The sequence below is a fragment of the Ferrimonas sediminicola genome (assembly GCF_005116715.1).
GTDB classification, from domain to species: domain Bacteria; phylum Pseudomonadota; class Gammaproteobacteria; order Enterobacterales; family Shewanellaceae; genus Ferrimonas; species Ferrimonas sediminicola.
Map to the genome: position 1 here is coordinate 1 of NZ_SWCI01000017.1, position 21,843 is coordinate 21,843.

The following is a 21,843-nucleotide window of genomic DNA, read 5'->3' on the forward strand; positions in this document are numbered from 1 at the left end:
ATAAGTGGCGTCCCCTAGGGGATTCGAACCCCTGTTACCGCCGTGAAAGGGCGGTGTCCTAGGCCTCTAGACGAAGGGGACCCTGGACTGTCACCGTTTAGGCTCTGGTGACATGAGCGAGCAAGTGGCGTCCCTTACGGGATTGTCGCCCTGTTGCGGCCGTGCATAGAGGGCGCGGTATCTACACCGCCCAGCCCCCGTCGACATCAACAGATAAGTGGCGTCCCCTAGGGGATTCGAACCCCTGTTACCGCCGTGAAAGGGCGGTGTCCTAGGCCTCTAGACGAAGGGGACCCTGGACCGTTTCCCACCTCTCGGAGAGGTTGGAAACAAAAGGCCGCAATATCTGCGACCCTTTTTAAACTTGGTGGAGCTACACGGGATCGAACCGTGGACCTCTTGCATGCCATGCAAGCGCTCTCCCAGCTGAGCTATAGCCCCAAGCTTGGCTGCACATCTTGGGAAGCATTCCCTGAGTGCGAGGCGCATTGTATGGATGCCCCCAAAATGTGTCAACCGGTTTTTCAGGAATTGGCTCTGTTTGCTACAAATTCAACCGCCTTGGTGATTCTGGCCACAGACCTTGTACGACCAATCAGCAACAGGGTTTGATCCAGGCCAGGCGATTGACCGGCACCGGTTACGGCAACACGCAGGGGCATGCCTACTTTCCCCATACCCAGCTCCAGTTCGGCTGCGGTATCCTGAATCGCTTGATGGATCGCCTCGGCGGTCCACTCCGTCAGGGCCTCGAGCTTCTCCTTCACCAGCTCCAGAGGCTGCTGAGCCACGGGACGCAAATGCTTCTTGGCAGCGGTGGCATCGAACTCCTCGAACTCCTCGTAGAAGTAGCGGCTGGCAGCGGCCAGTTCCTTGAGGGTCTGGCAACGCTCGGCCATCACGCCAATCAACTGTTCCAGGGCCGGCCCATTCTCCAGGTCGATCTGCTGATCCTGCATGTGCCACTGAAGGTGCTCGGCGACATAGGCCGGGTCCATACTCTTCATATAGTGCTGGTTGAGCCACAGCAGTTTTTCAGTATTGAATGCGGAGGCGGACTTGTTGATGGCGTCCAGGCTGAACAGATCGATCATCTCCTGACGGGTGAAGATCTCCTGGTCACCGTGGGACCATCCCAGTCGAACCAAGTAGTTCAGCAGGGCTTCCGGAAGGTAACCGTCGTCGCGGTACTGCATGACGCTGACGGCACCATGGCGCTTGGACAACTTGGCACCGTCGTCACCCAGAATCATGGAGACGTGGGCAAACTCGGGTACCGGTGCACCCAGTGCCTGGTAGATGTTGATCTGACGAGGGGTATTGTTGATGTGATCTTCACCGCGAACAACATGGGTGATGCCCATGTCCCAGTCGTCCACCACCACACAGAAGTTGTAGGTGGGGGAACCATCGGTGCGGCGGATGATCAGATCGTCCAGCTCGTTGTTGGCGATTTCGATACGACCACGAACGTGATCGTCAAAGACAACTGAGCCTTCGGTTGGGTTGCGGAAGCGGATAACATAGGGCGCCTCCTGGTCGGCGCCATCACGACAGGTGCCGTCGTAACGCGGTTTTTCCCCATTGGCCATCTGAGTTTCACGCAGCGCATCCAGACGCTCTCGGGAGCAGTAGCACTTGTAGGCCTTGCCCTCCTCGATCAACTGGTCGATAAGCTGGTTGTAACGATCAAAACGCTTGGTCTGATAGTAGGGACCCTCTTCCCAGTTCAGCCCCAGCCACTGCATCCCCTCCATGATGGCGTCTATGGCCTCCTGGGTGGAACGCTCCAGATCGGTGTCCTCAATGCGCAGTACAAACTCGCCACCCATATTACGGGCATAGAGCCAGGAGTAGAGGGCAGTACGGGCACCACCGACGTGCAGGTATCCCGTGGGGCTGGGTGCAAAACGCGTTTTAACAGTCATAACCTTCTCTAGATTGGTTCATTCGACGGTCCTGCCATCTGGGCAGGAAGAAAATCGCATCATTCTAGCAGAACTCCACCGGGGAAACCCAAGAGTGTTTTCTCTCTATAGAGGGAGGCCAATCCCGCGGGGGCGGCGCCGCCTCCCCGGCCCATTGCCAAGGCGGCGAAATCGCCGGCAGAACGTGACATTTGCCCACAAATCCAGCACCTTCCCAATTTTGCTGAACCTATTTCGCCCAGGCCGTTCGATAAGTCGCCACACGGTGGGTTTCGGGGAGAAATCTGTTGACACCCAAGGCGTGCCACCTATAATACGCCTCCGTTGCTGAGGGCGATTAGCTCAGTTGGGAGAGCACCTGCCTTACAAGCAGGGGGTCACTGGTTCAAGCCCGGTATCGCCCACCACTTTCTTCAGCGCAGTGTAAAAAAGACCACATATGATGTGGGCGATTAGCTCAGTTGGGAGAGCACCTGCCTTACAAGCAGGGGGTCACTGGTTCAAGCCCGGTATCGCCCACCACTTATTTATGATGGATGGTGTTAAACCTTCTATCAGCCACAGTTTGCTGTGGGCGATTAGCTCAGTTGGGAGAGCACCTGCCTTACAAGCAGGGGGTCACTGGTTCAAGCCCGGTATCGCCCACCACCTACTTATGATGGATGGTGTTAAACCTTCTATCAGCCACAGTTTACTGTGGGCGATTAGCTCAGTTGGGAGAGCACCTGCCTTACAAGCAGGGGGTCACTGGTTCAAGCCCGGTATCGCCCACCAAATTCAGAAAAGCGAGTCTCAGGACTCGCTTTTTTTGTGGCTGTCGTCCCCGGCGGCACTCTCCTCTCTTCCTTCTCGGCAGGCCCTGTCCGTAAGCCGGTTCCCCGCGGCTGCGGCCCGGCCTCCCTGTGCCGCCAGCACCCCGAAACGCCCGAACCAAAATCATCTGGCTATCTTAAATCTTCGTACTAGGGTTACTACATCAGGCTAGAGGAGAGTGACGATGGCCGATATCTCACAATCCGCCTCCAGGGGCAGCATCGCCGAGTACCTGCGACACGTTCAGGGACTGGATGCCGCTTCCGCCGAGCGGGAAGCGGCGGTAATCATCGATAACTTCGAACGGATGAAGGCGATGGGCTACATCAAGGGGTGGTGCTTCGATGAAGGGGGGCACCTGGACCTGATCCCGACAGACCAGATTGCCCACCTGCTTGGCGACGAACAGCAGGGTTACTGATAGCCCACCAGAGTGGCAATGAGCATGACTACTGTGGCCAGCCCCATGACGATCAGCGTAAATCGCCAGATGAAACCAACCCAGAGGGGCCATGCCAGCCGCGCCACGCCGAGGCATCCCACCAGGCTCGCCGACGTGGGAATGATGATGTTGGTCAGCCCATCTCCCAGTTGAAAAGCCAGAACCGCCACCTGACGACTGACCTGGAGCATGTCCGCCAGAGGCGCCATCAAAGGCATGGTCAGGGCGGCCTGGCCGCTACCTGAGGAGACCAGCAGATTGAACGCCGACTGGAACCAGAACATCACTACGGCCGCGGCTTCGCTGCCCAAGCCACTGAAGGCGCTGCCGGCGCCATGCAGCAGGGTGTTCAGGATCGAGGGCGCGGCGGGATCGTCACCACCGAGGAGCAGAATGATCCCCTTTGCCAGGGCAACCACCAGGATGGCCGGCATCAGTATCGCCGCCCCCTTGGTGAACTCATCACCCAACTGATTCATGGAACTCAACCGACCACCGATGCGGGCAATGACGCCGATCACCAGGCCAATCACCATGAACTGAGCCGCGATCTGAGGAATGTAGTAGCCTCGGGTGATCACCCCCCAGGTCACCCAGATCAAGCCCAACACCAGGGCCAGGATGATTCCCTGGTCCAACCGCTCCATCCGCTCTGTCGTCTCCCCCTGTTGATGACGCGCGCGCCAGTAGTGATCGGAGGCGTAGCTGGGCGATGACTCGGGGTTATGGCGAATCCGCCGGCCATAACGATAGAGGTAGAGCATGCCGGTCAGGGTGAACAGGGCCCAGATCGCCATACGAAACGGGGCGCCGGAAAGCACGGGCACACCGGCGATCCCCTGGGCGATAGCGACACTGAAAGGGTTCATCCAGCTGGTGCCAAACCCCACCTGGGTGGCCACGTAGGAGCAGCAAACCGCCGAGAGACTGTCGTACCCCAGGCGCACCATCATGGGGACCAAGATGACACAAAACGCCACCGCTTCCTCCCCCATGCCAAAGACGGCCCCCCCCAGGGAGAAGAGCAGGAAAAGTATCGGCAGCATCAGATCCTGATAGCGCGCCGACCTGTGAATCATGGAGACGATGGCCCTGTCCATGGCGCCGGTGGCCATGATGATGCCGAACGCCCCGCCGATGACCAGCAGAAAGGCGATGATGCCGATGGCGCTGCCCCACTTGGACCCGGATACCAGTCCCTCGAACAGCACATTGGCCAGGCCGGCCCCCCCCTCTTCGGAGAACCAGGGCATGGCCAGAGGAGCATCGGCGTAGTGGAAGCTTCCCTCGACCAGCAGGGTCCGATTCCCCACCTGGTGGACTTCGAACAAGCCAGCGGGCACCACCATGGTGGCCAGCCAGGCCATAATGGCCAGGAAACTGAGCAGAACCAGGGCATTAGGCACTCTGGCAGCGACGGGGCGGGACATGACTTCTCCTACAACTCTCTGTGAATTTCTCTACCCAGGTTCGGGGCGCCACTACCTTAGCCTGTGGCGAGGCCTAAGTCAGCGTCAGATGGTAATTTTGCGTCACGGGGTTTACAGACACCCTAACCAGGACCATTATATAAGCAAATAACTTTACTAAACAGGCGCAGAGATGGATGCTCGACCCTACTACACCTTCGGCGTTACCCTGCTGATCACCCTGATCAGCGTCAGCGGCATCGCCCTGCCCTACCCCATCCTGGCGCCGCTGTTTCTCGATCTGGGACACCCGGTCAGCCAGATTATGGAACTGCCTCCCAAACTGCTGCTTGGTGCCGCCCTGGCGATCTACCCGGTGGGGATCCTGATCGGCGCCAACTACATCGGCGCCTGGTCCGACCGAGCCGGCCGCAAGAGGGTGCTGGTCTGGACCATGCTGGGAGCCGCGCTGAGCTATGGCTTGACCGCCTGGGCCATCAGCCTGGGCAGCTTCGCGCTGTTTGCCCTCAGCCGGCTGCTGACCGGCCTGTTCGAAGGCAACCTGTCGGTGGCCAGGGCGATTGCCGCGGATCTGCACCCCAGAATCGACCGTACCCGCGCCTTCTCCTATCTGAGTGCCATGAGCTATGCCGGCTACCTGGTTGGGCCCCTGATTGGGGGGATGCTGTTGCCCCTGGGGGCCAGCCTGGCCTTCTGGGTTGCCGCCCTGGCCTGTGTCGCCGCCCTGGTTCTGATTATCCTGGCCCTGCCTAAAGATGCCCCCAAGGCGCTCCGCTCCAGCCGAGGCGGCAGCCTGAGCCTGTTGATTCAGCCCAAATACCGCGGCTTCTTCGCCTGCTACCTGCTGCTGATGCTGGGATTAAACGGGTTCTACGAGTTCTACCCGGTATGGCTGGTGGAATACCTGGCGTTCGACAGTCAACAGATCGCCTGGGCCACGGTACTGTTGACCAGTGCCATGATCGCCACTGCAACCCTGGCCACCATGAAGATGAAACGCCTGCTGGGGCTGGTCCCCTCGGCCCTGACGGGGATGGTGATCTTCGCCATTGCCGTCGCCAGCTTCCCCTATGGGGGCGGCCAATATGTTGCCAGCTTTGTTGCGGCCGGCGCCGGCATCGCCCTGTTTAACGCCATGGTGCCCAGCTACCTGTCAGAGCAGGGCCGGGACAGTGACGGCCAGGGTCAGCTGATGGGGCTGCTGACCACGGTGTTCTGCCTGGGCAATGTGGTGATCGCCGTCCTGGGAGCCTTGCTGGCGCTGCTGGACACCCGGCTGGTGCTGATGCTCAGCGCCGTGCTGGGCGTCGCGGCGGCTCTGCAGTTCCACCGGCTTAGCCGATCTGGCCCACTGGAAGCGAAGCCCGAGGGGGCGGTCAACTCCCCAGGTAGCGATGCCTGAGATGGTCCAGCAGGGGTTGAGCACTCAGGGGACGACCGCTCACCTGGAGACAGACCGAGTTCAGATCGCCGCCTCCGCCGTGGCGCCACACCTGATCCGCCAGCCGGCCGCACACCCACTGGTGGCGCAGAGGAGCGGGCTGGTGCCACTGCGGCTGGCGCTTCAGGCCAGCCAGGTGCTGAGCGGCAAACATGGCACCCAAGGCATAGCTTGGGAAGTAACCAAACTCGGCAAAACACCAATGGATATCCTGCAGACAGCCTTGGCGATCATTGCCGGGGCGTACCCCCAGCAGCTGCTCCATCCCCTGGCTCCAGGCGCCCGGCAGCTCGCTCAGGGGAAGATCACCGCCGAGCAGCGCCTGCTCCAGGCGGAAGCGCAACAGGATGTGGGCAGGATAGGTGACTTCGTCGGCCTCCACCCGGATTAGGGAGGGCACCACCTTCAGCACATGGGCGGCCAGGTTGTCGGCCTCCAGGGCGGCATCGCTGCCCCACTCCCTTTGCAGACATTCCGACAGCCAGCTGAGAAACTCCGGCTCCCTGGCCAGTTGCATCTCGAACGCCAGGGCCTGGGCTTCGTGCAACCCGGCGGACTGCACCCGGGCCATGGGGGTCTGGTGCCACTTGGGGTCGATCCCCTGTTCGAAGCGGGCATGACCCACCTCATGGATGATGGAGTAGAGGCCGGATAGCGGGTTGGCCAGGTCGTACCTGGAGGTGATGCGGACATCCCCGGGCACCCCGGCAGTGAAGGGGTGGGTACTGACATCGATGCGGCCGGCATCCGAGTCAAATCCCAGTTCTCTTGCCAAGGCTTCCGCTGTCCGCCTCTGATGCTCCAGGTCGATTCTGGGCAGGGGCAGAGGGTGTCGTTCCCGGCTGCGGGCACTGGCCTGCTGAATCAGCTCAGGCAACTGGGCTTCGATGGGCGCAAACAGGGCGATGAGCTCCGCCAGGCTCAACCCCGGCTCAAACTTGTGCAGCAGGGACTGGTAGAGGGGCTCTCCCGGATCACTCCGCCGCTGCGCCTCCTCCCTGAGCAGTTCGAGCAGCGGTTCGAAGGCCCGGGCAAACAGGGGGAAGCGGTCCTGGTTGCGAGCCTGGCGCCAGGCAGTTTCACAGGCAACAGACAGGGTGGCCTTGCGCCGGATAAAGGGCTCATCCAACAGCGTGGCGTCCCGGTACCGCCTCACCATCAGGGTCTTCATCCGCCGCTGCTCGCCATTGTCCTCGGGGGCCGACTCCAGGGCATCGGCGACCCACGCCTGGGTGAGGCGGCGATGAATCTCCGCCTCCAGCTCTGCCATCGCCTCCCCACGGGCGGTCTGTCCGGCGTCGCTGCACAGGGTGGCCTGATCCCACTGGAGCAGGGCCAGGGCATGTTCCAGCCGACAGATTCCGGCAAATAGTTGAGACAGGTCACTCGGGGTTTGTGTCATGGAGCCATCCTTACTAATTACGCTTAAAAATTCGTTAGGTAATAGCGCATTTGTTTGGCATAGTAATAAATCAATTATATTAATTCTTCCAAAAAGAAATAATCCGTTATGGACCTCCGTCAACTACGCAACTTTGTCACCGTCGCCGAACAGAGCAGTTTTACCCGTGCCGCCCGCATCCTGGGTGTGGCCCAGCCGGCGGTGAGCACCGCCATCAAGAAACTGGAGACCGAACTGGGTCTGGTACTGTTGCACCGACAGGACAAACGCGTGCAGTTGACCGCCGAAGGGCAGGAACTGCTGCCCCACGCCAAGGAGATCCTGTCCCGGGTTGAGCTGGCCGAATCCGCCATGACCCGCCTACAACAACTGGGACGTGGCGAGGTGAAGATTGCCCTGCCCGGCATGATCGGCTCCTACTATTTCCCCGCACTGCTGATGGCCTTCCACCACCGCTATCCCGAGCTCAAGCTGTCGCTGATAGAGGCGGGCACCCGGGAGATCCAATCGATGATCGAGCGCGACGAGATCGACATCGGCATCGTCATCGACGGTGATACCCAGCCGACCCTGGAGACCATCCCCCTGACCAAGGAGGAGATGATCGTCGCCTGCGCCCTGGATCATCCGCTGGCGGAGAAGGAGTCGATCAAATTTGAGGAGTTCCTCGAGCATGAACTGGTGATGTTCAAGCGCGGCTACTACCACAGGGAGCGGATGGATCAGATGGCCAAAACGCACAACCTGGAGCCGCAGCTGGCGTTCGAGACCAACCTGATTGAGCTGATCCGCTCCATCGTCCGTCAGGGCTTCGCCATCACCACGGTGCTGAAGATGGTGGTCGATAACGATCCGCAAATTAAGGCGGTCTCCTTCGCCGAGCCGCTGTTCATGGATCTGCATGTTGCCTGGAAACGGGGCCGGGCCCTGACCCAGGCGGACCGCACCTTCCTGGACTTCCTGCTGGAGCAGCGGGACAGTGCCAAGTCGATCTGACCCCCATGTCAGATGAAAAAGGCCGGTGAAAACCGGCCTTTTTCTTTGGTCAGATCACCGCATCGGGCTGGTTTTCCGGCGCCGCCAGGGCGAAGGGCTCCAGCTCGCGGCAGCGGCCGACGATGCCATTGATCAGGGGGTACTCCCCCATGGGCAGCTCGAAGCGCTCGGCGTTGTAGACCTGAGGCACCAGGCAGAGGTCGGCGACGGTGATCTCATCGCCGACGCAGTAGAGCCCGGCACTCTGCTCCAGCTGCAGCTCAAAACCGCCAAAGGCGGTCTTGAGCCAGTGGTGATACCACTGCCTCTTCTGCTGCTCATCGATGCCCAGCTCCGCGGTGAGGTATTTCAATACCCTCAGGTTGTTCAGCGGGTGGCAATCGATGGCCAGGTTCTGCGCCAATGCCCGTGCCCTCGCCCTGCGTGTCGGTTCATCGGGCAACAGCGAGGGCTCGGGGTAGGCCTCGTCCAGATACTCGATGATCGCCAGGGACTGATTGAGGATCAGATCGCCGTCCTGGAGGGTGGGCACCAGGTGATTGGGGTTGAGCACACCATAACAGGGCTGGTGCTGCTGCCCGCCATCCTTAACCAGGTTGATCGAGATGTTCTCGTATTTCAGCCCCTTGATGGCACAGGCGATCCTGACCCGATAGGCAGCGCTGGAGCGCCAGTATCCATACAGTTTGAGCATCGGCAACGGCGCCCCCTTAAGACTGTTCCAGTCTTTGTTCTATAGCACCAAAAATGGAATTGTGCCGTGGATCAAGCATTTCAATTCTGACGACATCACCAAACTGCATAAATGGGGTCACCGGCTGGCCCTGATCGATGATCTCCAGCATTCGCTTCTCCGCCAGGCAGGAGCTGCCGGCACTGCGATCGTAGTTGGAGACGGTGCCGGAGCCGATGATGGTGCCGCTGCCCAGGGCGCGACTCTTGGCGGCGTGGGCCACCAGGGTGGGAAAATTGAAGGTCATGTCCACCCCGGCATCGGGGCGGCCGAAGCACTCGCCGTTGAGGTGGGTGATCAGCGGCAGCTTGACCTTGCCGTCCGCCCAGTGCTCACCCAATTCATCCGGAGTCACCGCCACCGGGGAGAAGGCGCTGGAGGGCTTGGACTGGTAGAAGCCGAAGCCCTTGGCCAGCTCAGCGGGGATCAGGTTGCGCAGAGAGACGTCATTGACCAGCATCAGCAGCTTGATGTGGCCCATCGCCTGCTCCGCAGTGGTGCCCATGGGCACATCATCGGTGATGACCGCGATCTCCGACTCGAAATCCACGCCCCAGTCGGTGGTGGGCATGCGGATCGGCTCATGGGGCGCCAGGAAGGTGTCGGAGCCCCCCTGATAGATTAGCGGTTCGGTCCAGAAGGTGTCGGGCATCTCGGCACCTCGGGCCTTGCGCACCAGCTCCACGTGGTTGACGTAGGCGCTGCCGTCGGCCCAGTGATAGGCCCTGGGCAGGGGGGAGTGACAGGCCTGCGGGTCGAAGGGGATGGCCTCGCCCAGGGTACCGTCGTTCAGCATCTGGTAGCGCGCTTCCAGCAGTGGTCGGGCGACACTCCAGTTGTCCAGGGCCGCCTGCAGGGTGGGGGCGATCTCCGCCGCGGACGCCGCTCGGGTCAGATCCCGGCTCACCAGCATCAGTTCGCCGTCGCGACTGCCGTTATTCAGTGTGGCTAGTTTCATCTGTTGTTCCTTACTCTGTCACCTGCCAGCTGTTGGCATAATCGGGGTTTTCCAGGGCCTTGGCCTGGTCGGACAGCACCAGGGGATCCCGGGTATCCACCATCACCGCCACCTCATCGGTAAACTTCTTGGCATGGGCCAGTCCGGCGGCAAACGCCTTGGGATGGGGACCATGGGTAAAACCGCAAGGGTGGAAGGTCACCATGCCCGCCTCGATGTTGTCGCGGCTGAAGAAGTCGCCGGCGTGGTAGAACAGCACCTCATCGAAGTCGTCGTTATTGTGGTAGAAGGGCACCTTCAGGGCACCGGGATCGCTCTCTATGGGTCTGGGCACGAAGGTGCAGACCACGAAGCGGCTGGCGACAAAGGTGGTATGGGCCGAGGGCGGCAGGTGGTATCTGTGGCTCATCAAGGGACGGATCTGCCGCCAGTTGATGCGCACCGGGGCCAGATCGCCGTGCCAGCCGATGGCATCCAGGGGGTTGAAGGGGTAGCTGACGCTGGAGAACTCCCCCAGCCGCTTGATGTTGACCCGCCAGGGGGTCTCATCCTGCTGAGCCAGGAAACGGTCATTGATCTGCGGCAGATCCAGCATGGCCGGGTCGAAGATGGCGTGGGGGCCCACCAGCCCCTTGTCGGGCAACTGGAAGCTGTCGCCGGTGGCCTCGATCATCAGGATCTGCAGGGGCTCGAGCACCTCCAGGCGCCACATGGTGGATCGGGGCATCATCAGGTAGTCACCGCTCTCCAGGGTCATGTGGCCATAGTCGCAATAGAGTTCGGCCCGCCCCGCGTGGATGAACATCAGTTCATCGCCGTCGGCGTTGCGCATCAGCTCAGTCATATCACCGTCCAGCTGCCACAGCCGCATCTGACAGTGACGGTTGTACAAGAAGGCGGGGACCTGCCAGGGGATCGATGCCCGCTCGCTCTGACGGTTGAGGTCCAGGGCCCGGGGCCGCAAGGGCCCCTGCCACTCGCTCCAGCCCGTGGGCGGGTGACGGTGATGAAAATGGGCGGCGGGACCGAAAAACCCCGAGCGGCCAGCTTCGCGCTCGTAGATCGCCTCCTCGGGCAGATCGGCGTGGGCCTGGCGGGAGACGGTGCCCGCCTTGTGGGGGAAACTGATCCACTTTCTCATAGAGACTCCTTGGCAAAAACGGAGGCCTGAGCCTCCGATTCAATCAGATGACGCCGCGGCGGATCTGATCCTCTTCGATGGACTCAAACAGGGCCTTGAAGTTGCCTTCGCCGAACCCCTCATTGCCCTTGCGCTGGATGATCTCGAAGAACACCGGCCCGATGACGGTCTGGGTGAAGATCTGCAGTAGGATGCCATCCTTCATCGGCGCACCGTCGATGAGGATGCGCAGGTCGCGCAGACGCTGCAAATCCTCGCCATGGCCCTCGACCCGCTCATCCACCTTCTCGTAGTAGGTGTCCGGGGTGGGCATGAACTCCATGCCACCGGCACGCAGGTCGGCCACGGTCCGGTAGATGTCCTCGGTAGTCAGGGCAATATGCTGGATCCCCTCCCCTTTGTACTCCTTGAGGTACTCCTCGATCTGAGACTTGTCGTCGGAAGACTCGTTGATGGGGATGCGGATCTTGCCACAGGGGCCGGTCATCGCCCGGCTCACCAGGCCTGTCAGCTTGCCCTCGATATCGAAATAGCGGATCTCACGGAAGTTGCCGATGCGCTCATAGAAGCCGGCCCACTTGTTCATGTTGCCCTGAAACACGTTGTGGGTGAGGTGGTCGACTTCGATCAGTCCCTTGTCGTTGGCGGCCATGGATTGCTGCCAGTCGGCATAGAACTGGAAGTCCACGTCATAGATGCTCCGATCACCATAACGGTCGACGAAATAGAGGGTGGAATCACCGATGCCGTGCACCGCCGGGATGTTCAGCTCCATGGGGCCAATGTTCCCCTCGAAACGCTCGGCACCGTTGGCCAGGGCGTGTGCCAGCGCCTTGGGGGCATCCTTAACCCGCCAGGCCATGCCGCACACCGAAGGGCCGTGGGCGGCGGCAAACTCGGCAGCCTGGCCGTGGGGCTGGGCATTGATGATGAAGTTGATGTCCCCCTGGCGATAGAGCCAGGCCTCCTTGCTTCGGTGCTTGGCGATCTCGGTGAATCCCAGCAGGGCAAACAGCTGCTTGAGCTTGCCAATCCCCTCGGCATCAGGGGCGGTGTACTCCACAAACTCGAAGCCATCGGTCCCCAGAGGGTTGTAATCCATAGAGGTCATTCTCTTCTCCCTTGTTGATCGCTGTTGGCCGCCCTTCTGATGATGGGTGAGGCGGTCCGGGTGCCGGCAACGAAATGCCGACACGCTAGTAACCAAACGCTAACAAAGGATGGCGAAGCGTGACAGAGATCACGAGAAACTGAGGGGGAGGTGAAGATGTCACCCCTGGTTTACAGGGGTGACTAAGTCAATGTAGATCAATTATTTACGCTTTTTCCCAATGCCATATTCCCGCAGTTTGTTGGCGATGGCGGTGTGGGAAACCCCCAATTTCTTGGCCAACTGGCGGGTGCTGGGATAGGCGGGGTAGAGTCGGCGCAGCAGGCTGGATTCAAACTGCTTCGCCGCCTGCTCCAGGGTGCCCTCGAACTCCTGATCGAAATAGCCGAAGCCTTCGGTCCAGGCGGGCAGGCGCAGATCATCGGAGCTGATCTCCCCCAAGCCGTCAGCCATGGAGACCGCGCGGAACAGGGCGTTTTTCAGCTGACGGACATTGCCCGGCCAGGCGTAGTGGCGGATAAACTCCCGGCACTCACCGGAGAGCTGGCGGGCAGGACTGCCCAGCTGCTGACTGTAGTGCTCGAGAAACAGTTCGGCCAGGGGCACGATGTCCGCCTGACGCTCACGCAGCGGCGGCAGCATCAGGTTAAGCACATTGATGCGGTAGTAGAGATCCTCGCGGAACTTGCCCTGCTGACAGAGATCGGAAAGATCCTTCTGGCTGGCACAGATGATGCGCACATCCACGGCGATCTCCTCATCGTCACCGACCCGGCGGAAACGACCATCCTGGATGAAACGCAGCAACTTCACCTGCAACTGGGCAGACATGTCTGCCACCTCATCCAGGAAGATGGTGCCGCCATCGGCCTGTTCGATCACCCCCTTCTTGATCGGCTGCCCCGGCGCCGAGGCCAGGCCGAACAGCTCACTCTCCGCCACCGCATCGGGCAGAGAGGCACAGTTGATCACCACGAAGGGCTTCTCGGCACGCAGGCTTGCGTCGTGACAGGCCCTGGCCATCAACTCCTTACCGGTGCCGGTTTCGCCACAGATCAGCAGGGGCGCCTCCAGCTGGGCCATGCGCCTGGCCTGATCCAGCAACGCCTTCATCTTGTCGCTCTGGGCCAGCACGGTCTCGAAACCGGTCACCTGCTGCTGCAGGGCGTTGAACTGCTTGCCCACCCGAGAGGGGGACTTCAGCAGCACCACGGCGCCGGCCAGGGAGGTGCCCTCGCCGCCCGCCTCGGGAAGATGGATAGGGAACATCTCCGCCAGGTAGTCGCTGCCATGGACCTGGACCCGGCTGGCCTGCGGGAGCACCTCTTCGGACTGGAGCCAACGCTGGAAGCCAAACCCCTGAACCCAGTTGCTCAGCAGTTGCCCCTCCACCTGGTCCCGGCTGCACCCGAAGATCGCCACCGCCGAGTCGTTGGCCATGGTGACCTTGAGGCGGGTATCGATGGAGAGCACCGCATCGGGCAGGGTACTGAGCAGGGTCACCAAGGCGTAGTGCTCCCGCTCCGAAGGCATGAAGGGCACGGTGCGGACATCCTTAACCGCCTCAATTTTACGCAGGATAGGCAGCAACACGGCGAGCTCATCGAAACTCAAATCCGGCAGCTGCAGGTAGATGTAGCCCTGACTCTCGGCATCGATGGCGTTGACGTTGATCTGGTGCTGCTCCAGCACTTCCAGAATCGCCCTCGCCAACCCGATGCGGTCGTCACAACTCACTTCCAGGCGCATAAAAGGTCCTAAATTGCTGTTCGATAAAGCCTCATAATACTCCTAAACGCCATGAGGCACTACGCTGTCAGTAATTCTTTACATGTTTTTGGGTGTTTTTTGAGCGAATGCCCAGTGAATTGGCACCACTTTTGACGAGGAGATTGGCCCGTGGCCAGGGCCGCACACAGCAGAAGGGGGCCCCGTACGGCCCCCTGTCATGCCGGCAATAGGCTCAATCCAGCAGTTGGTCGGTCTTGGCCGCCATGATGAAGTCATTCCGGTGCAGCCCGCCGATGGCATGGGTCCACCAGGTCACGGTGACCCTGCCCCACTCCAGCAAAATCCCGGGATGGTGGAACTCCTCCTCGGCCAGTTCGGCCACCTTGTTGGCGAAGGCCCAGGCCAGCTTGAAGTTTTTGAACTTGTAGACCCGCTCCAGCTGCATGACGCCGTCGCGCACCTGGGTCCCCCAGTTGGGGATCTGGCTCAACAGGGCTGCCAGCTCCTGGTCGGAGACCTGGGGGGCACCGGCCTGGCAGGCTTCGCATTTCAGTTGTGACAATTCAGACATGGCTTTTCCTTAGCTTACTTTTTGTTTTGGCCGAAACTTGGGCTGATGCAGGCCGAGCTCCTGGGCCTGCTTCACCAGGGACATCAGATCCAGTTCGGCAATATCGAACAGATCGTCCAGATTGCTCAGCACGTAATAGATGGGCTGCATGATGTCGATGCGATAGGGGGTCCGCAGGGCGTCCACCACTGACATCGCCACGCGTTCCGGCTCATCGGAGAGAGCGTAACGGGTCTCCCCCGGTGAGGAGAGGATCCCACCGCCGTAGATGCGCAGTCCCTGTTCGGTGTTCACCAGGCCAAACTCCACGGTAAACCAGTAGAGACGCGCCAGGAACACCCGCTCCTTGGGCGAGGCCGCCAGCCCCAACTTGCCATAGGTGTGGGTGAAGTGGGCGAAGGCGGGGTTGGTGAGCAGCGGGCAGTGGCCGAAGATCTCGTGGAAGATGTCCGGCTCCTGCAGGTAATCGAACTCCTCGCGGCGGCGGATGAAGGTGGCCACCGGGAAACGTTTCTGTGCCAGCAGTTCGAAGAAGTGCTGGAAGGAGATCAGCGCCGGAACCTGGGCGGTACGCCAGCCGGTAGCCTGCTCCAGCACCCGGTCCACCTCGACCAGCTGGGGGATGCGATCAGCGGGCAGGTTGAGTTTCTCCAGCCCTTCGAGGAACTGATCGCAGGCACGGCCGGGAATCCAGGTCAACTGCCTGGCCAGCAGCTCACCCCAGATCCGGTGCTCCTCGTCGCTGTAGTGGATAAACCCGGTTTCGTCGGGCTGGCGTGCGGTATAGCTGGTGCCTTTCATAGGGCCTCCTCCAGGGTGCTGCTCTGGCTCAGAGGCGCCAGGGCCTGGCGCAGATCCGCCAGCAGATCGGCCACATTCTCCAGTCCGGCGGAGAGGCGGATCAGGGTGTCACCGATTCCGGCCCGGTGCCTGTCCTCCACCTGGTAGGTGGCGTGAGTCATGGAGGCGGGGTGCTGCACCAGGGACTCGGCATCCCCCAGGCTGACGGCGATGCTGAACAGCTTGAGCCGGTTGACGAAGGCCACCGCCTGCTCGAAGTCCGCATCCAGTTCCAGGGCCAACACCCCGCCGGCAGCGCCCATCTGACTGCCCAAAAGATGGTGACCAGGATGAGACTCGAGGCCGGGGTAGTAGACCCGGGTCACCGCCGGATGGGACTCCAGGAACTCAGCCAGGGTCTGGGCGTTGAGGCAGTGGCGCTCCATGCGCAGGGCCAGGGTCTTCATCCCCCTGAGGATCAGCCAGGCATCGTGGGGCGACAGCACACCGCCGATGTCCTTGAGGCTGCGGTGACGAAGCAGCTCCAGCGTGTCGCCGTCGGCGCACACCACCCCGGCGATGACGTCACCATGTCCGTTGAGGTACTTGGTGGCACTGTGCAGCACGATGTCGATCCCCAGGCTCTTGGGGCGCTGCAACAGCGGGGTCATGAAGGTGTTGTCCACGACTGAGACAAGTTGCGCTTCCCGGGCCAGGGCGGCGACGGCGGCCAGATCATACACTGCCAGGTGTGGGTTCACCGGTGACTCCAGCAGCAGCATCTTGGTGCTGGGGCGAATGGCCGCCCGAACCGCCTCCAGGTCGGCGAAATCCACCTGGGTCACCTCGATGCCAAATCTGGGCAGTTGCTCACTCACCAGCGAGTGGGTGCAGCCGTAGAGGCAGGTGTTGCAGATCAGGTGATCGCCGCTGCTGAGCAGCCCCAGCAGCACCGCGGAGACCGCCGCCATGCCGCTGGCAAAGCCGACGGCACCGTCGGCCCCCTCCAAATGGGCCATGCGGCGCTCGAACTCCGCCACCGTCGGATTGCCCAGGCGGGTGTAGATGGGACCGGACTGCTCGCCGGCGAAGCGGGCCGAGCCGGTCTGGACGTCGTCGAACACGAAGGTGGCCGACTGATAGATGGGCGACACCAGACTGCCCTGAGGTTCACGGAGACGGCCGGCGTGGATCACCGCCGTCTCCGGGTGCATCTTTGAAGCCATGTTGCTTAACTCCCCATAACGCACCCGTTGTTGGATTTTTGTGATCTTGGGCGCACTTTATAGCCCTACCATAATCCAGCCACCCCGTGGCAACAGCCCGTTGGAAAAATCCTCCGCCGTTTTAATGTAAATTATTTGTTACGATCGACAGTTTCCCTGGCTCGCTTCAGGGCCCCGGCGGACCAGCGGGTCAGTTCGCCCAGCAGCCGAACCTGAACCTTGATCAGCCTCGGCCTGGGGGAGACCTGGGGCAGCGGCCGACACAGGGCCTGCGCCTGATATCCCAGCCTGGCGGTGAGCATGCCGGCGCCCAACCCCTGGGCCACCCGGCCGGACAGTTTGCCGGTGAGCTCGGCCGTCAGCAGCTGCCCCCCCAGATCCAGCACCAGCTCGCTGCCGCCGGCGTAGATCAGGTTGACCAGCATCTGCCGCACCAGGGAGAGCCGCCCCAGATAGCCGGGCTCCACGCCGTAGAGGCGGGAAAGCTCATCCAGCATCCTCTGGTTCCGCCAGAGCATCAGCGCCATGTCCATCACCGCCAGCGGGCTGGCGGCCAGCATCACCGCCGCCTGGGCGGAGTAACGATAGATGATCGCCTCCGCCTGCTGGTCAAGAGGCGCCACCAGGGCGCCATCGGCCAGCGCCAGCAGCTCGGCGTCACTGTGGTGGGGCTGACGCCGGCGCTCGAACTCGGGCCAGCGCTCACGGGCGCCGGGCAGCTCGGTTTTCAGTCCCTCCAACAGCGGCAGAGCCGCCCCCATCTGTTCGCTGCCGACCAGGGGCTGGAGCTGCTCCCTGAGGGCGTGGCGGTTTCTGAGTCGCCGCAGGCGGGCAACTTCGCGGCCAGCCAGGGTCAGCAGGCCGCCCAGGGCCAGGGAGACGAACAGGGCGTAGAGGCCGAACAGCCAGGGGCTTTGGCCCCAGGCGCGCATCAGGGTCAGGCCGGTCTCCGTCAGCAGCAGCAGGACACCGCTGGCCAGCAGCGCCTTACCCCATAAGCCCATGCGACGACGGCGCGGCAGCACCTCCACCGGCTCAGGGGCGATGAGGCTCTCCTCCTCTGGTCTCACCTGCGGCTCCAGCTCCGGGCTGAACTCTTCGGCGGCTTTTAAGGGTTTCATCGCATCTTGTCTCCAATGAGGAACTGCAGGGCATAGTCCAGCCTCATGTGCGGCAGGGCATCGCGGCCATCCCAGTCGGGGGGACTGAAGGGCTGGAAGTTAAACCCCTGCGCCTGCCAGAACTCATTACCGGGCAGCGAGGCGGGCACCTCCCCGGGGAAACGGACGCTCTTGTCGCCGTCGAGGCTGGTGCCGGAGATCACCGATACCGTCCTGCCCTGTCGCTCCACCTGCCCCTGGCGGGTGGCGTTGATGGCACTCAGGACCAGGGTTTCCATCTGGGTGCCAAAGTAACGGGGCTGACGCCGGGAGGATCTCATCAGACTGTGCATCAACTGCAGCAGGTTATGGTGCTGATCGACGGTGAGGTGATCCGCCTTGGTGGCGGCGAACAGCACCCGGTCGATCCTGGGCCGGAACAACCGGGTCACCAGGGATCCGGGACCATAACGGAAGCTGTGACTCAGCGCCTGCAGGGTCTGGGCCAGCTGATCCACCTGGTCCCGCCCCTGATTCAACGCCGAGAGGCAGTCCACCAGCACCACCTGGCGATCCAGCTTGGCAAAGTAATCTCGAAAGAAGGGGGCCACCACCTGATCCCGATAGGCTTGGTAGCGGGACTCCAGGGTCAGCTTGAGCACAGACTCTTCCGGCAGCTCGGCCAGCCTGTGGGGCGGGAGGGGGAACCAGGCCAGTACCGGTGCCCCGGCCAGCTCGCCGGGCAGCAGGGCCCGGCCCGGCTGCAGCAGGCTGGCCCCGCACCTCTGTTTGAGCTGCAGCAGCAGATCGGCGTACTCCCCGGCCAGCTCGGCAATCTCCGCTTCGGTGGCGTCGGCGCACAGCGCCTGGGCCCGGCCACACCAGGCCTCTGTCACTTCCCGCCAGGCGGGCAGTTGCAACTGGGGCCAGATCTGCTCGCACCACTGCTGATACGCCTGCTGCAGCAGCGGCAGGTCCAGCAGCCACTCTCCGGGATAGTCGATGATGTCCAGATAGAGGGTGACCGGCCGCCCCAACTGCCCCGCCAACCCCTTGTCGGGCAGGTAGCGCAGGGCCAGACGGATTTCGCTGATGGTGCGGGTGGAGGGGGGCCAGCTGGGCGGCTGAGCCTTGAGGCAGACGATGGCCCCACTGTAATCGAAGGGTTTGAGGGTCAAATCCGGCTGGGGGGCGATGCGTCCTCCCAGGTAGCGCCCCTGATGCATCACCTGCCAGGCAGGCAGTTGATGGCTCTCCGCCTGCAGCAGCTGGTTGACCAGGGCGGTAATGAAGGCGGTCTTGCCGGCACCGGAGATGCCGGTGACTCCGAGGCGGATATGGCGATCCAAGCCACGCTGGGCGATCTCCTCCAGCTGGCTTGTGAGACGTTTTACCCTGTGTTTGATGGCACTCATAGGTTCGTTGTTTGATGGGGCTGGGAAAGGGCTGGGCCCGGTTGCCAGACCGGGCCCTCGAGGTTAGAGGTTGTCGATTTCGCGCTTCAGGTGGAAGGCGTCGGAGGTTACATGCTTCTCCAGCCTGCGCAGCCTGAGCTCCAGGTTGCGGAAACGGGTACTGACCTCCTGCATCGCCTTCTGGGGCGAATCGCCGGCCTGCCACACCTTGGTTTTCAGCTCCGGCTGGTGGGTCTCCTGCTTGGTACTGCCCTTGTCCAGCAGCACCCAGGCGATGATGTAGAGTAGCAGCGGCAGGCTGAAGATGCCGGTCAGCAGGATGGCGGAGAGGGTGACGATGCGTACCAGCCACACCTCCAGGTTAAAGTGCTCGGCGATGCCGGCACAAACCCCCGCCACCTTGCCCTGGTCCGGCAGGCGGACCAACTGGGATCGCTTATCCTTCATGCTTGGTCCTCCATTCCGGTGATTCCTGGTCCAGCAGCGCCTCCAGGGTCTGAATGCGCTCGCTCATCTTGTCCGCCCGGGTCAGCAGCTGGTTCAACTGCTGATACTCCTCCTCGCTCAATCCCTGAGCCAGCTGTCTCTTGCTCCGGTAGTGCAGGATGAGCCAGATGGGCGCCACGACAAACAGAAATACCAGCAGCGGCGCAATGAGTAGTCCCATGATCTCTTCCATTCCGACTCCTCCCTAATCAGTCTTTCTTCTTCTTGAGCTTCTTCTTCATCTGCTCAAGTTCATCGTTGATCTTCTCTTCGGCGGCCAGGGCAGCGAACTCGTCCTCCAGGGACTTGGGCTGCATCATCTCGTGGGCTTCCACCTCCGCCTCCAGGGTTTCCACCCGGCGCTCATACTGCTCGAACTTCATCATCGCTTCGTCGATCTTGCCGGTATCCAGCTGGCGCTTCACGTCCAGGCGAGAGCTGGCAGTCTGCTTGCGCATGATGATGGTCTTCTGACGGGCGCGGGCGTCATTGAGCTTGTCCTGAAGCTGGTTGATCTCCTGCTTCAGGCGGTCGATCTGCTCTTCGATGTAGACCAGTTCCTTCTTCAGGGTCGCCACCAGATCGGCCCCCTTCTGCTTCTCCATCAGGGCCGCCTTGGCCAGGTCCTCACGATCCTTGCTCAGGGCCAGCTCCGCCTTGGCGGCCCAGTCCTTGACCTGTGCCTCGGCACGCTCGATGCGGCGAATCGCCTCCTTCTTCTCTGCCAGAACCTTGGCGGAGGTGGAGCGCACCTCAACCAGGGTGTCCTCCATCTCCTGGATGATTAGGCGAACCATCTTTTCAGGATCTTCCGCCTTGTCCAGCAGGGCGCTGATATTGGAGTTTACGATGTCGGCAAACCTTGAAAAAATACCCATAATCTCGTTCCTCTAAAAGTCTGTATTGGCCCTCTTGCCCTTAGTGTTACAGAAAGCGTGCCAACTTTTTTCATGACTTTATTTAATTGTTTTTATTTGATTTTTTTAAAAACCTTTATTTTGCCTGCCCCAGTCCCTATTATGAAATCCACTACTATTTAGCCAATCACACTACATCAGGGACCGATGGCCAATTCACCCAAGCAAGACAACCTGATCGGCGAATCCAACGCCTTTCTCAGCATCCTGGATCATGTCTCCCAGGTCGCCCCCCTGGACAAGCCGGTGCTGATCATCGGTGAACGGGGGACCGGCAAGGAGCTGATCGCCAAGCGTCTGCACTTCCTCTCCAGCCGCTGGGAGCAACCCTACATCACCCTCAACTGCGCGGCACTTAATGAGAATCTACTGGAAAGCGAGTTGTTTGGCCATGAATCCGGCGCCTTCACCGGCGCCGCCAAGCGCCACGAAGGACGGTTCGAACGGGCGCACAAGGGCAGCCTGTTTCTCGATGAACTGGCCAACACCTCCGGGCTGATCCAGGAGAAGCTGCTCAGGGTGATCGAGTACGGCGAGTTTGAACGGGTCGGGGGCAGCCGCAGCGTACGCACCGACGTGCGTCTCATCTGCGCCACCAACGAGGATCTTCCTGCCCTGGCGGAGAGGGGGGAGTTTCGAGCCGACCTGCTGGACCGGCTCGCCTTTGATGTGATCACCCTGCCACCGCTGAGGGAGCGGGTCGAGGATATCCTGCTGCTGGCGGAGCACTTCGCCATCAACATGGCCCGGCAGCTGCATATGTCGATGTTCCCCGGGTTTACCAGCAAGGCTCAGCAGACCCTGCTCAGTTACCCCTGGCCCGGCAATGTGCGGGAGCTGAAGAACGTGGTGGAGCGCAGTGTCTACCGACACAACAACGATGCCCTGCCGGTGCACCAGATCATCCTGGACCCCTTCGATTCTCCCTGGCGGCCGGAGCAACGGGTCAAGACCCAGGACAGGGTGAGCCCGACGTCTCCGCTCTCCGTGCCGGTTGCTGCGCCCGAGTCCCCTGAGGTCCCGGCCACCAATGGCAAGACCGCCCTCCCCCTGGACTTCAAGGAGACGGTACAGGGGTTCGAGGTGGACCTGCTTAAACAGGCACTGGAGGAGAGCCAGTTCAACCAGAAACGCACCGCCGAAATGCTGGGGCTAAGCTACCACCAACTGCGGGGCATACTGAAGAAGTACGACCTGTTGTGATCCGGAGCAGATGATTCAG

Annotated in this window: 20 protein-coding genes and 7 tRNA genes; 8 read left to right on the forward strand and 19 right to left on the reverse strand. The window is 61.4% G+C overall.

Annotation, left to right across the window (positions count from 1 at the left end; genetic code table 11):
• Positions 1 to 5: 5 nt before the first annotated feature.
• The 4 genes from FCL40_RS16760 to gltX all read right to left on the reverse strand — a co-directional run bounded on the left by FCL40_RS16760 (position 6) and on the right by gltX (position 1,928).
• Positions 6 to 81 (reverse strand) — tRNA-Glu (locus FCL40_RS16760).
• 137 nt (positions 82 to 218) lie between these two features.
• Positions 219 to 294: transfer RNA gene (locus FCL40_RS16765), tRNA-Glu, on the reverse strand.
• Positions 295 to 365: 71 nt separating this feature from the next.
• Positions 366 to 441: transfer RNA gene (locus FCL40_RS16770), tRNA-Ala, on the reverse strand.
• Between the two features lie 83 nt (positions 442 to 524).
• Positions 525 to 1,928, reverse strand: a complete 1,404-nt coding sequence (gltX, locus tag FCL40_RS16775; RefSeq protein WP_136854454.1) for a glutamate--tRNA ligase — start codon at positions 1,926 to 1,928, stop codon at positions 525 to 527.
• A 331-nt stretch (positions 1,929 to 2,259) separates the two neighbouring features.
• Here gltX and FCL40_RS16780 point away from each other — a divergent pair.
• The 5 genes from FCL40_RS16780 to FCL40_RS16800 all read left to right on the forward strand — a co-directional run bounded on the left by FCL40_RS16780 (position 2,260) and on the right by FCL40_RS16800 (position 3,162).
• Positions 2,260 to 2,335 (forward strand) — tRNA-Val (locus FCL40_RS16780).
• A gap of 39 nt (positions 2,336 to 2,374) precedes the next feature.
• Positions 2,375 to 2,450 (forward strand) — tRNA-Val (locus FCL40_RS16785).
• A 50-nt stretch (positions 2,451 to 2,500) separates the two neighbouring features.
• Positions 2,501 to 2,576, forward strand: a tRNA-Val gene (locus tag FCL40_RS16790).
• 50 nt (positions 2,577 to 2,626) lie between these two features.
• Positions 2,627 to 2,702, forward strand: a tRNA-Val gene (locus FCL40_RS16795).
• Between the two features lie 223 nt (positions 2,703 to 2,925).
• Positions 2,926 to 3,162: a hypothetical protein gene (locus FCL40_RS16800; RefSeq protein WP_136854455.1), complete on the forward strand. Its 237-nt coding sequence runs from the start codon at positions 2,926 to 2,928 to the stop codon at positions 3,160 to 3,162.
• Here FCL40_RS16800 and yfcC read toward each other — a convergent pair.
• Entirely contained in the window at positions 3,156 to 4,613 is a 1,458-nt protein-coding gene (gene yfcC, locus FCL40_RS16805; protein ID WP_136854456.1) for a putative basic amino acid antiporter YfcC, read from the reverse strand. The two genes, FCL40_RS16800 and yfcC, sit on opposite strands and share 7 nt — an antisense overlap.
• A gap of 172 nt (positions 4,614 to 4,785) precedes the next feature.
• On the opposite strand from yfcC, the gene FCL40_RS16810 reads away from it, so the two are divergent.
• Positions 4,786 to 6,015, forward strand: coding sequence for an MFS transporter (locus FCL40_RS16810; RefSeq protein ID WP_136854457.1), 1,230 nt, complete (start codon positions 4,786 to 4,788; stop codon positions 6,013 to 6,015).
• Here the strand turns inward: FCL40_RS16810 and FCL40_RS16815 are convergent.
• The gene (locus FCL40_RS16815; protein WP_136854458.1) at positions 5,990 to 7,456 is read right to left on the reverse strand and encodes a carboxypeptidase M32; all 1,467 of its coding nucleotides are present in this window, start codon (positions 7,454 to 7,456) and stop codon (positions 5,990 to 5,992) included. The genes FCL40_RS16810 and FCL40_RS16815 overlap by 26 nt on opposite strands.
• Positions 7,457 to 7,564: 108 nt before the next feature.
• Between FCL40_RS16815 and FCL40_RS16820 the strand changes: the two genes are divergently transcribed.
• A complete protein-coding gene (locus FCL40_RS16820) occupies positions 7,565 to 8,452 on the forward strand; it encodes a LysR family transcriptional regulator (RefSeq protein WP_136854459.1) in 888 nt (295 codons plus the stop codon).
• A 49-nt stretch (positions 8,453 to 8,501) separates the two neighbouring features.
• Here the strand turns inward: FCL40_RS16820 and maiA are convergent, their stop codons facing one another.
• The 13 genes from maiA to pspA form a co-directional block, all read right to left on the reverse strand.
• The gene (maiA, locus tag FCL40_RS16825) at positions 8,502 to 9,146 is read right to left on the reverse strand and encodes a maleylacetoacetate isomerase (protein ID WP_136854460.1); all 645 of its coding nucleotides are present in this window, start codon (positions 9,144 to 9,146) and stop codon (positions 8,502 to 8,504) included.
• A gap of 16 nt (positions 9,147 to 9,162) precedes the next feature.
• Complete coding sequence (locus FCL40_RS16830; protein WP_136854461.1) at positions 9,163 to 10,143, reverse strand: fumarylacetoacetate hydrolase family protein; 981 nt, start codon at positions 10,141 to 10,143, stop codon at positions 9,163 to 9,165.
• Between the two features lie 10 nt (positions 10,144 to 10,153).
• Positions 10,154 to 11,284: a homogentisate 1,2-dioxygenase gene (locus FCL40_RS16835; protein ID WP_136854462.1), complete on the reverse strand. Its 1,131-nt coding sequence runs from the start codon at positions 11,282 to 11,284 to the stop codon at positions 10,154 to 10,156.
• 43 nt (positions 11,285 to 11,327) lie between these two features.
• Positions 11,328 to 12,395 carry a 4-hydroxyphenylpyruvate dioxygenase gene (gene hppD / locus FCL40_RS16840; protein ID WP_136854463.1) on the reverse strand — a complete coding sequence of 356 codons (1,068 nt, stop codon included), beginning with the start codon at positions 12,393 to 12,395 and terminating at the stop codon, positions 11,328 to 11,330.
• A gap of 201 nt (positions 12,396 to 12,596) precedes the next feature.
• Complete coding sequence (gene tyrR, locus FCL40_RS16845) at positions 12,597 to 14,144, reverse strand: transcriptional regulator TyrR (protein WP_136854464.1); 1,548 nt, start codon at positions 14,142 to 14,144, stop codon at positions 12,597 to 12,599.
• 214 nt (positions 14,145 to 14,358) lie between these two features.
• Positions 14,359 to 14,697: a 4a-hydroxytetrahydrobiopterin dehydratase gene (locus tag FCL40_RS16850; RefSeq protein WP_136854465.1), complete on the reverse strand. Its 339-nt coding sequence runs from the start codon at positions 14,695 to 14,697 to the stop codon at positions 14,359 to 14,361.
• 9 nt (positions 14,698 to 14,706) lie between these two features.
• Entirely contained in the window at positions 14,707 to 15,498 is a 792-nt protein-coding gene (gene phhA / locus FCL40_RS16855; RefSeq protein ID WP_136854466.1) for a phenylalanine 4-monooxygenase, read from the reverse strand.
• Positions 15,495 to 16,703 (reverse strand): trans-sulfuration enzyme family protein, encoded by a 1,209-nt coding sequence (locus FCL40_RS16860; RefSeq protein WP_136854467.1) that lies wholly within the window; start codon positions 16,701 to 16,703, stop codon positions 15,495 to 15,497. Before FCL40_RS16860 ends, phhA begins: the two co-directional genes overlap by 4 nt.
• Positions 16,704 to 16,834: 131 nt before the next feature.
• Entirely contained in the window at positions 16,835 to 17,824 is a 990-nt protein-coding gene (locus tag FCL40_RS16865) for a TIGR01620 family protein (protein WP_136854468.1), read from the reverse strand.
• Positions 17,821 to 19,218: a YcjX family GTP-binding protein gene (locus FCL40_RS16870; protein ID WP_136854469.1), complete on the reverse strand. Its 1,398-nt coding sequence runs from the start codon at positions 19,216 to 19,218 to the stop codon at positions 17,821 to 17,823. The genes FCL40_RS16865 and FCL40_RS16870 overlap by 4 nt, the downstream gene beginning before the upstream one ends.
• A gap of 63 nt (positions 19,219 to 19,281) precedes the next feature.
• Positions 19,282 to 19,665 carry an envelope stress response membrane protein PspC gene (gene pspC / locus FCL40_RS16875; protein ID WP_136854470.1) on the reverse strand — a complete coding sequence of 128 codons (384 nt, stop codon included), beginning with the start codon at positions 19,663 to 19,665 and terminating at the stop codon, positions 19,282 to 19,284.
• Positions 19,655 to 19,885 carry an envelope stress response membrane protein PspB gene (pspB, locus tag FCL40_RS16880; RefSeq protein WP_136854471.1) on the reverse strand — a complete coding sequence of 77 codons (231 nt, stop codon included), beginning with the start codon at positions 19,883 to 19,885 and terminating at the stop codon, positions 19,655 to 19,657. Before pspB ends, pspC begins: the two co-directional genes overlap by 11 nt.
• A 28-nt stretch (positions 19,886 to 19,913) precedes the next feature.
• Positions 19,914 to 20,582 carry a phage shock protein PspA gene (gene pspA, locus FCL40_RS16885; protein WP_136854472.1) on the reverse strand — a complete coding sequence of 223 codons (669 nt, stop codon included), beginning with the start codon at positions 20,580 to 20,582 and terminating at the stop codon, positions 19,914 to 19,916.
• Positions 20,583 to 20,768: 186 nt separating this feature from the next.
• Here pspA and pspF point away from each other — a divergent pair, with 186 nt between their 5' ends.
• The gene (pspF, locus tag FCL40_RS16890; RefSeq protein ID WP_136854473.1) at positions 20,769 to 21,824 is read left to right on the forward strand and encodes a phage shock protein operon transcriptional activator; all 1,056 of its coding nucleotides are present in this window, start codon (positions 20,769 to 20,771) and stop codon (positions 21,822 to 21,824) included.
• Positions 21,825 to 21,843: the final 19 nt, after the last annotated feature.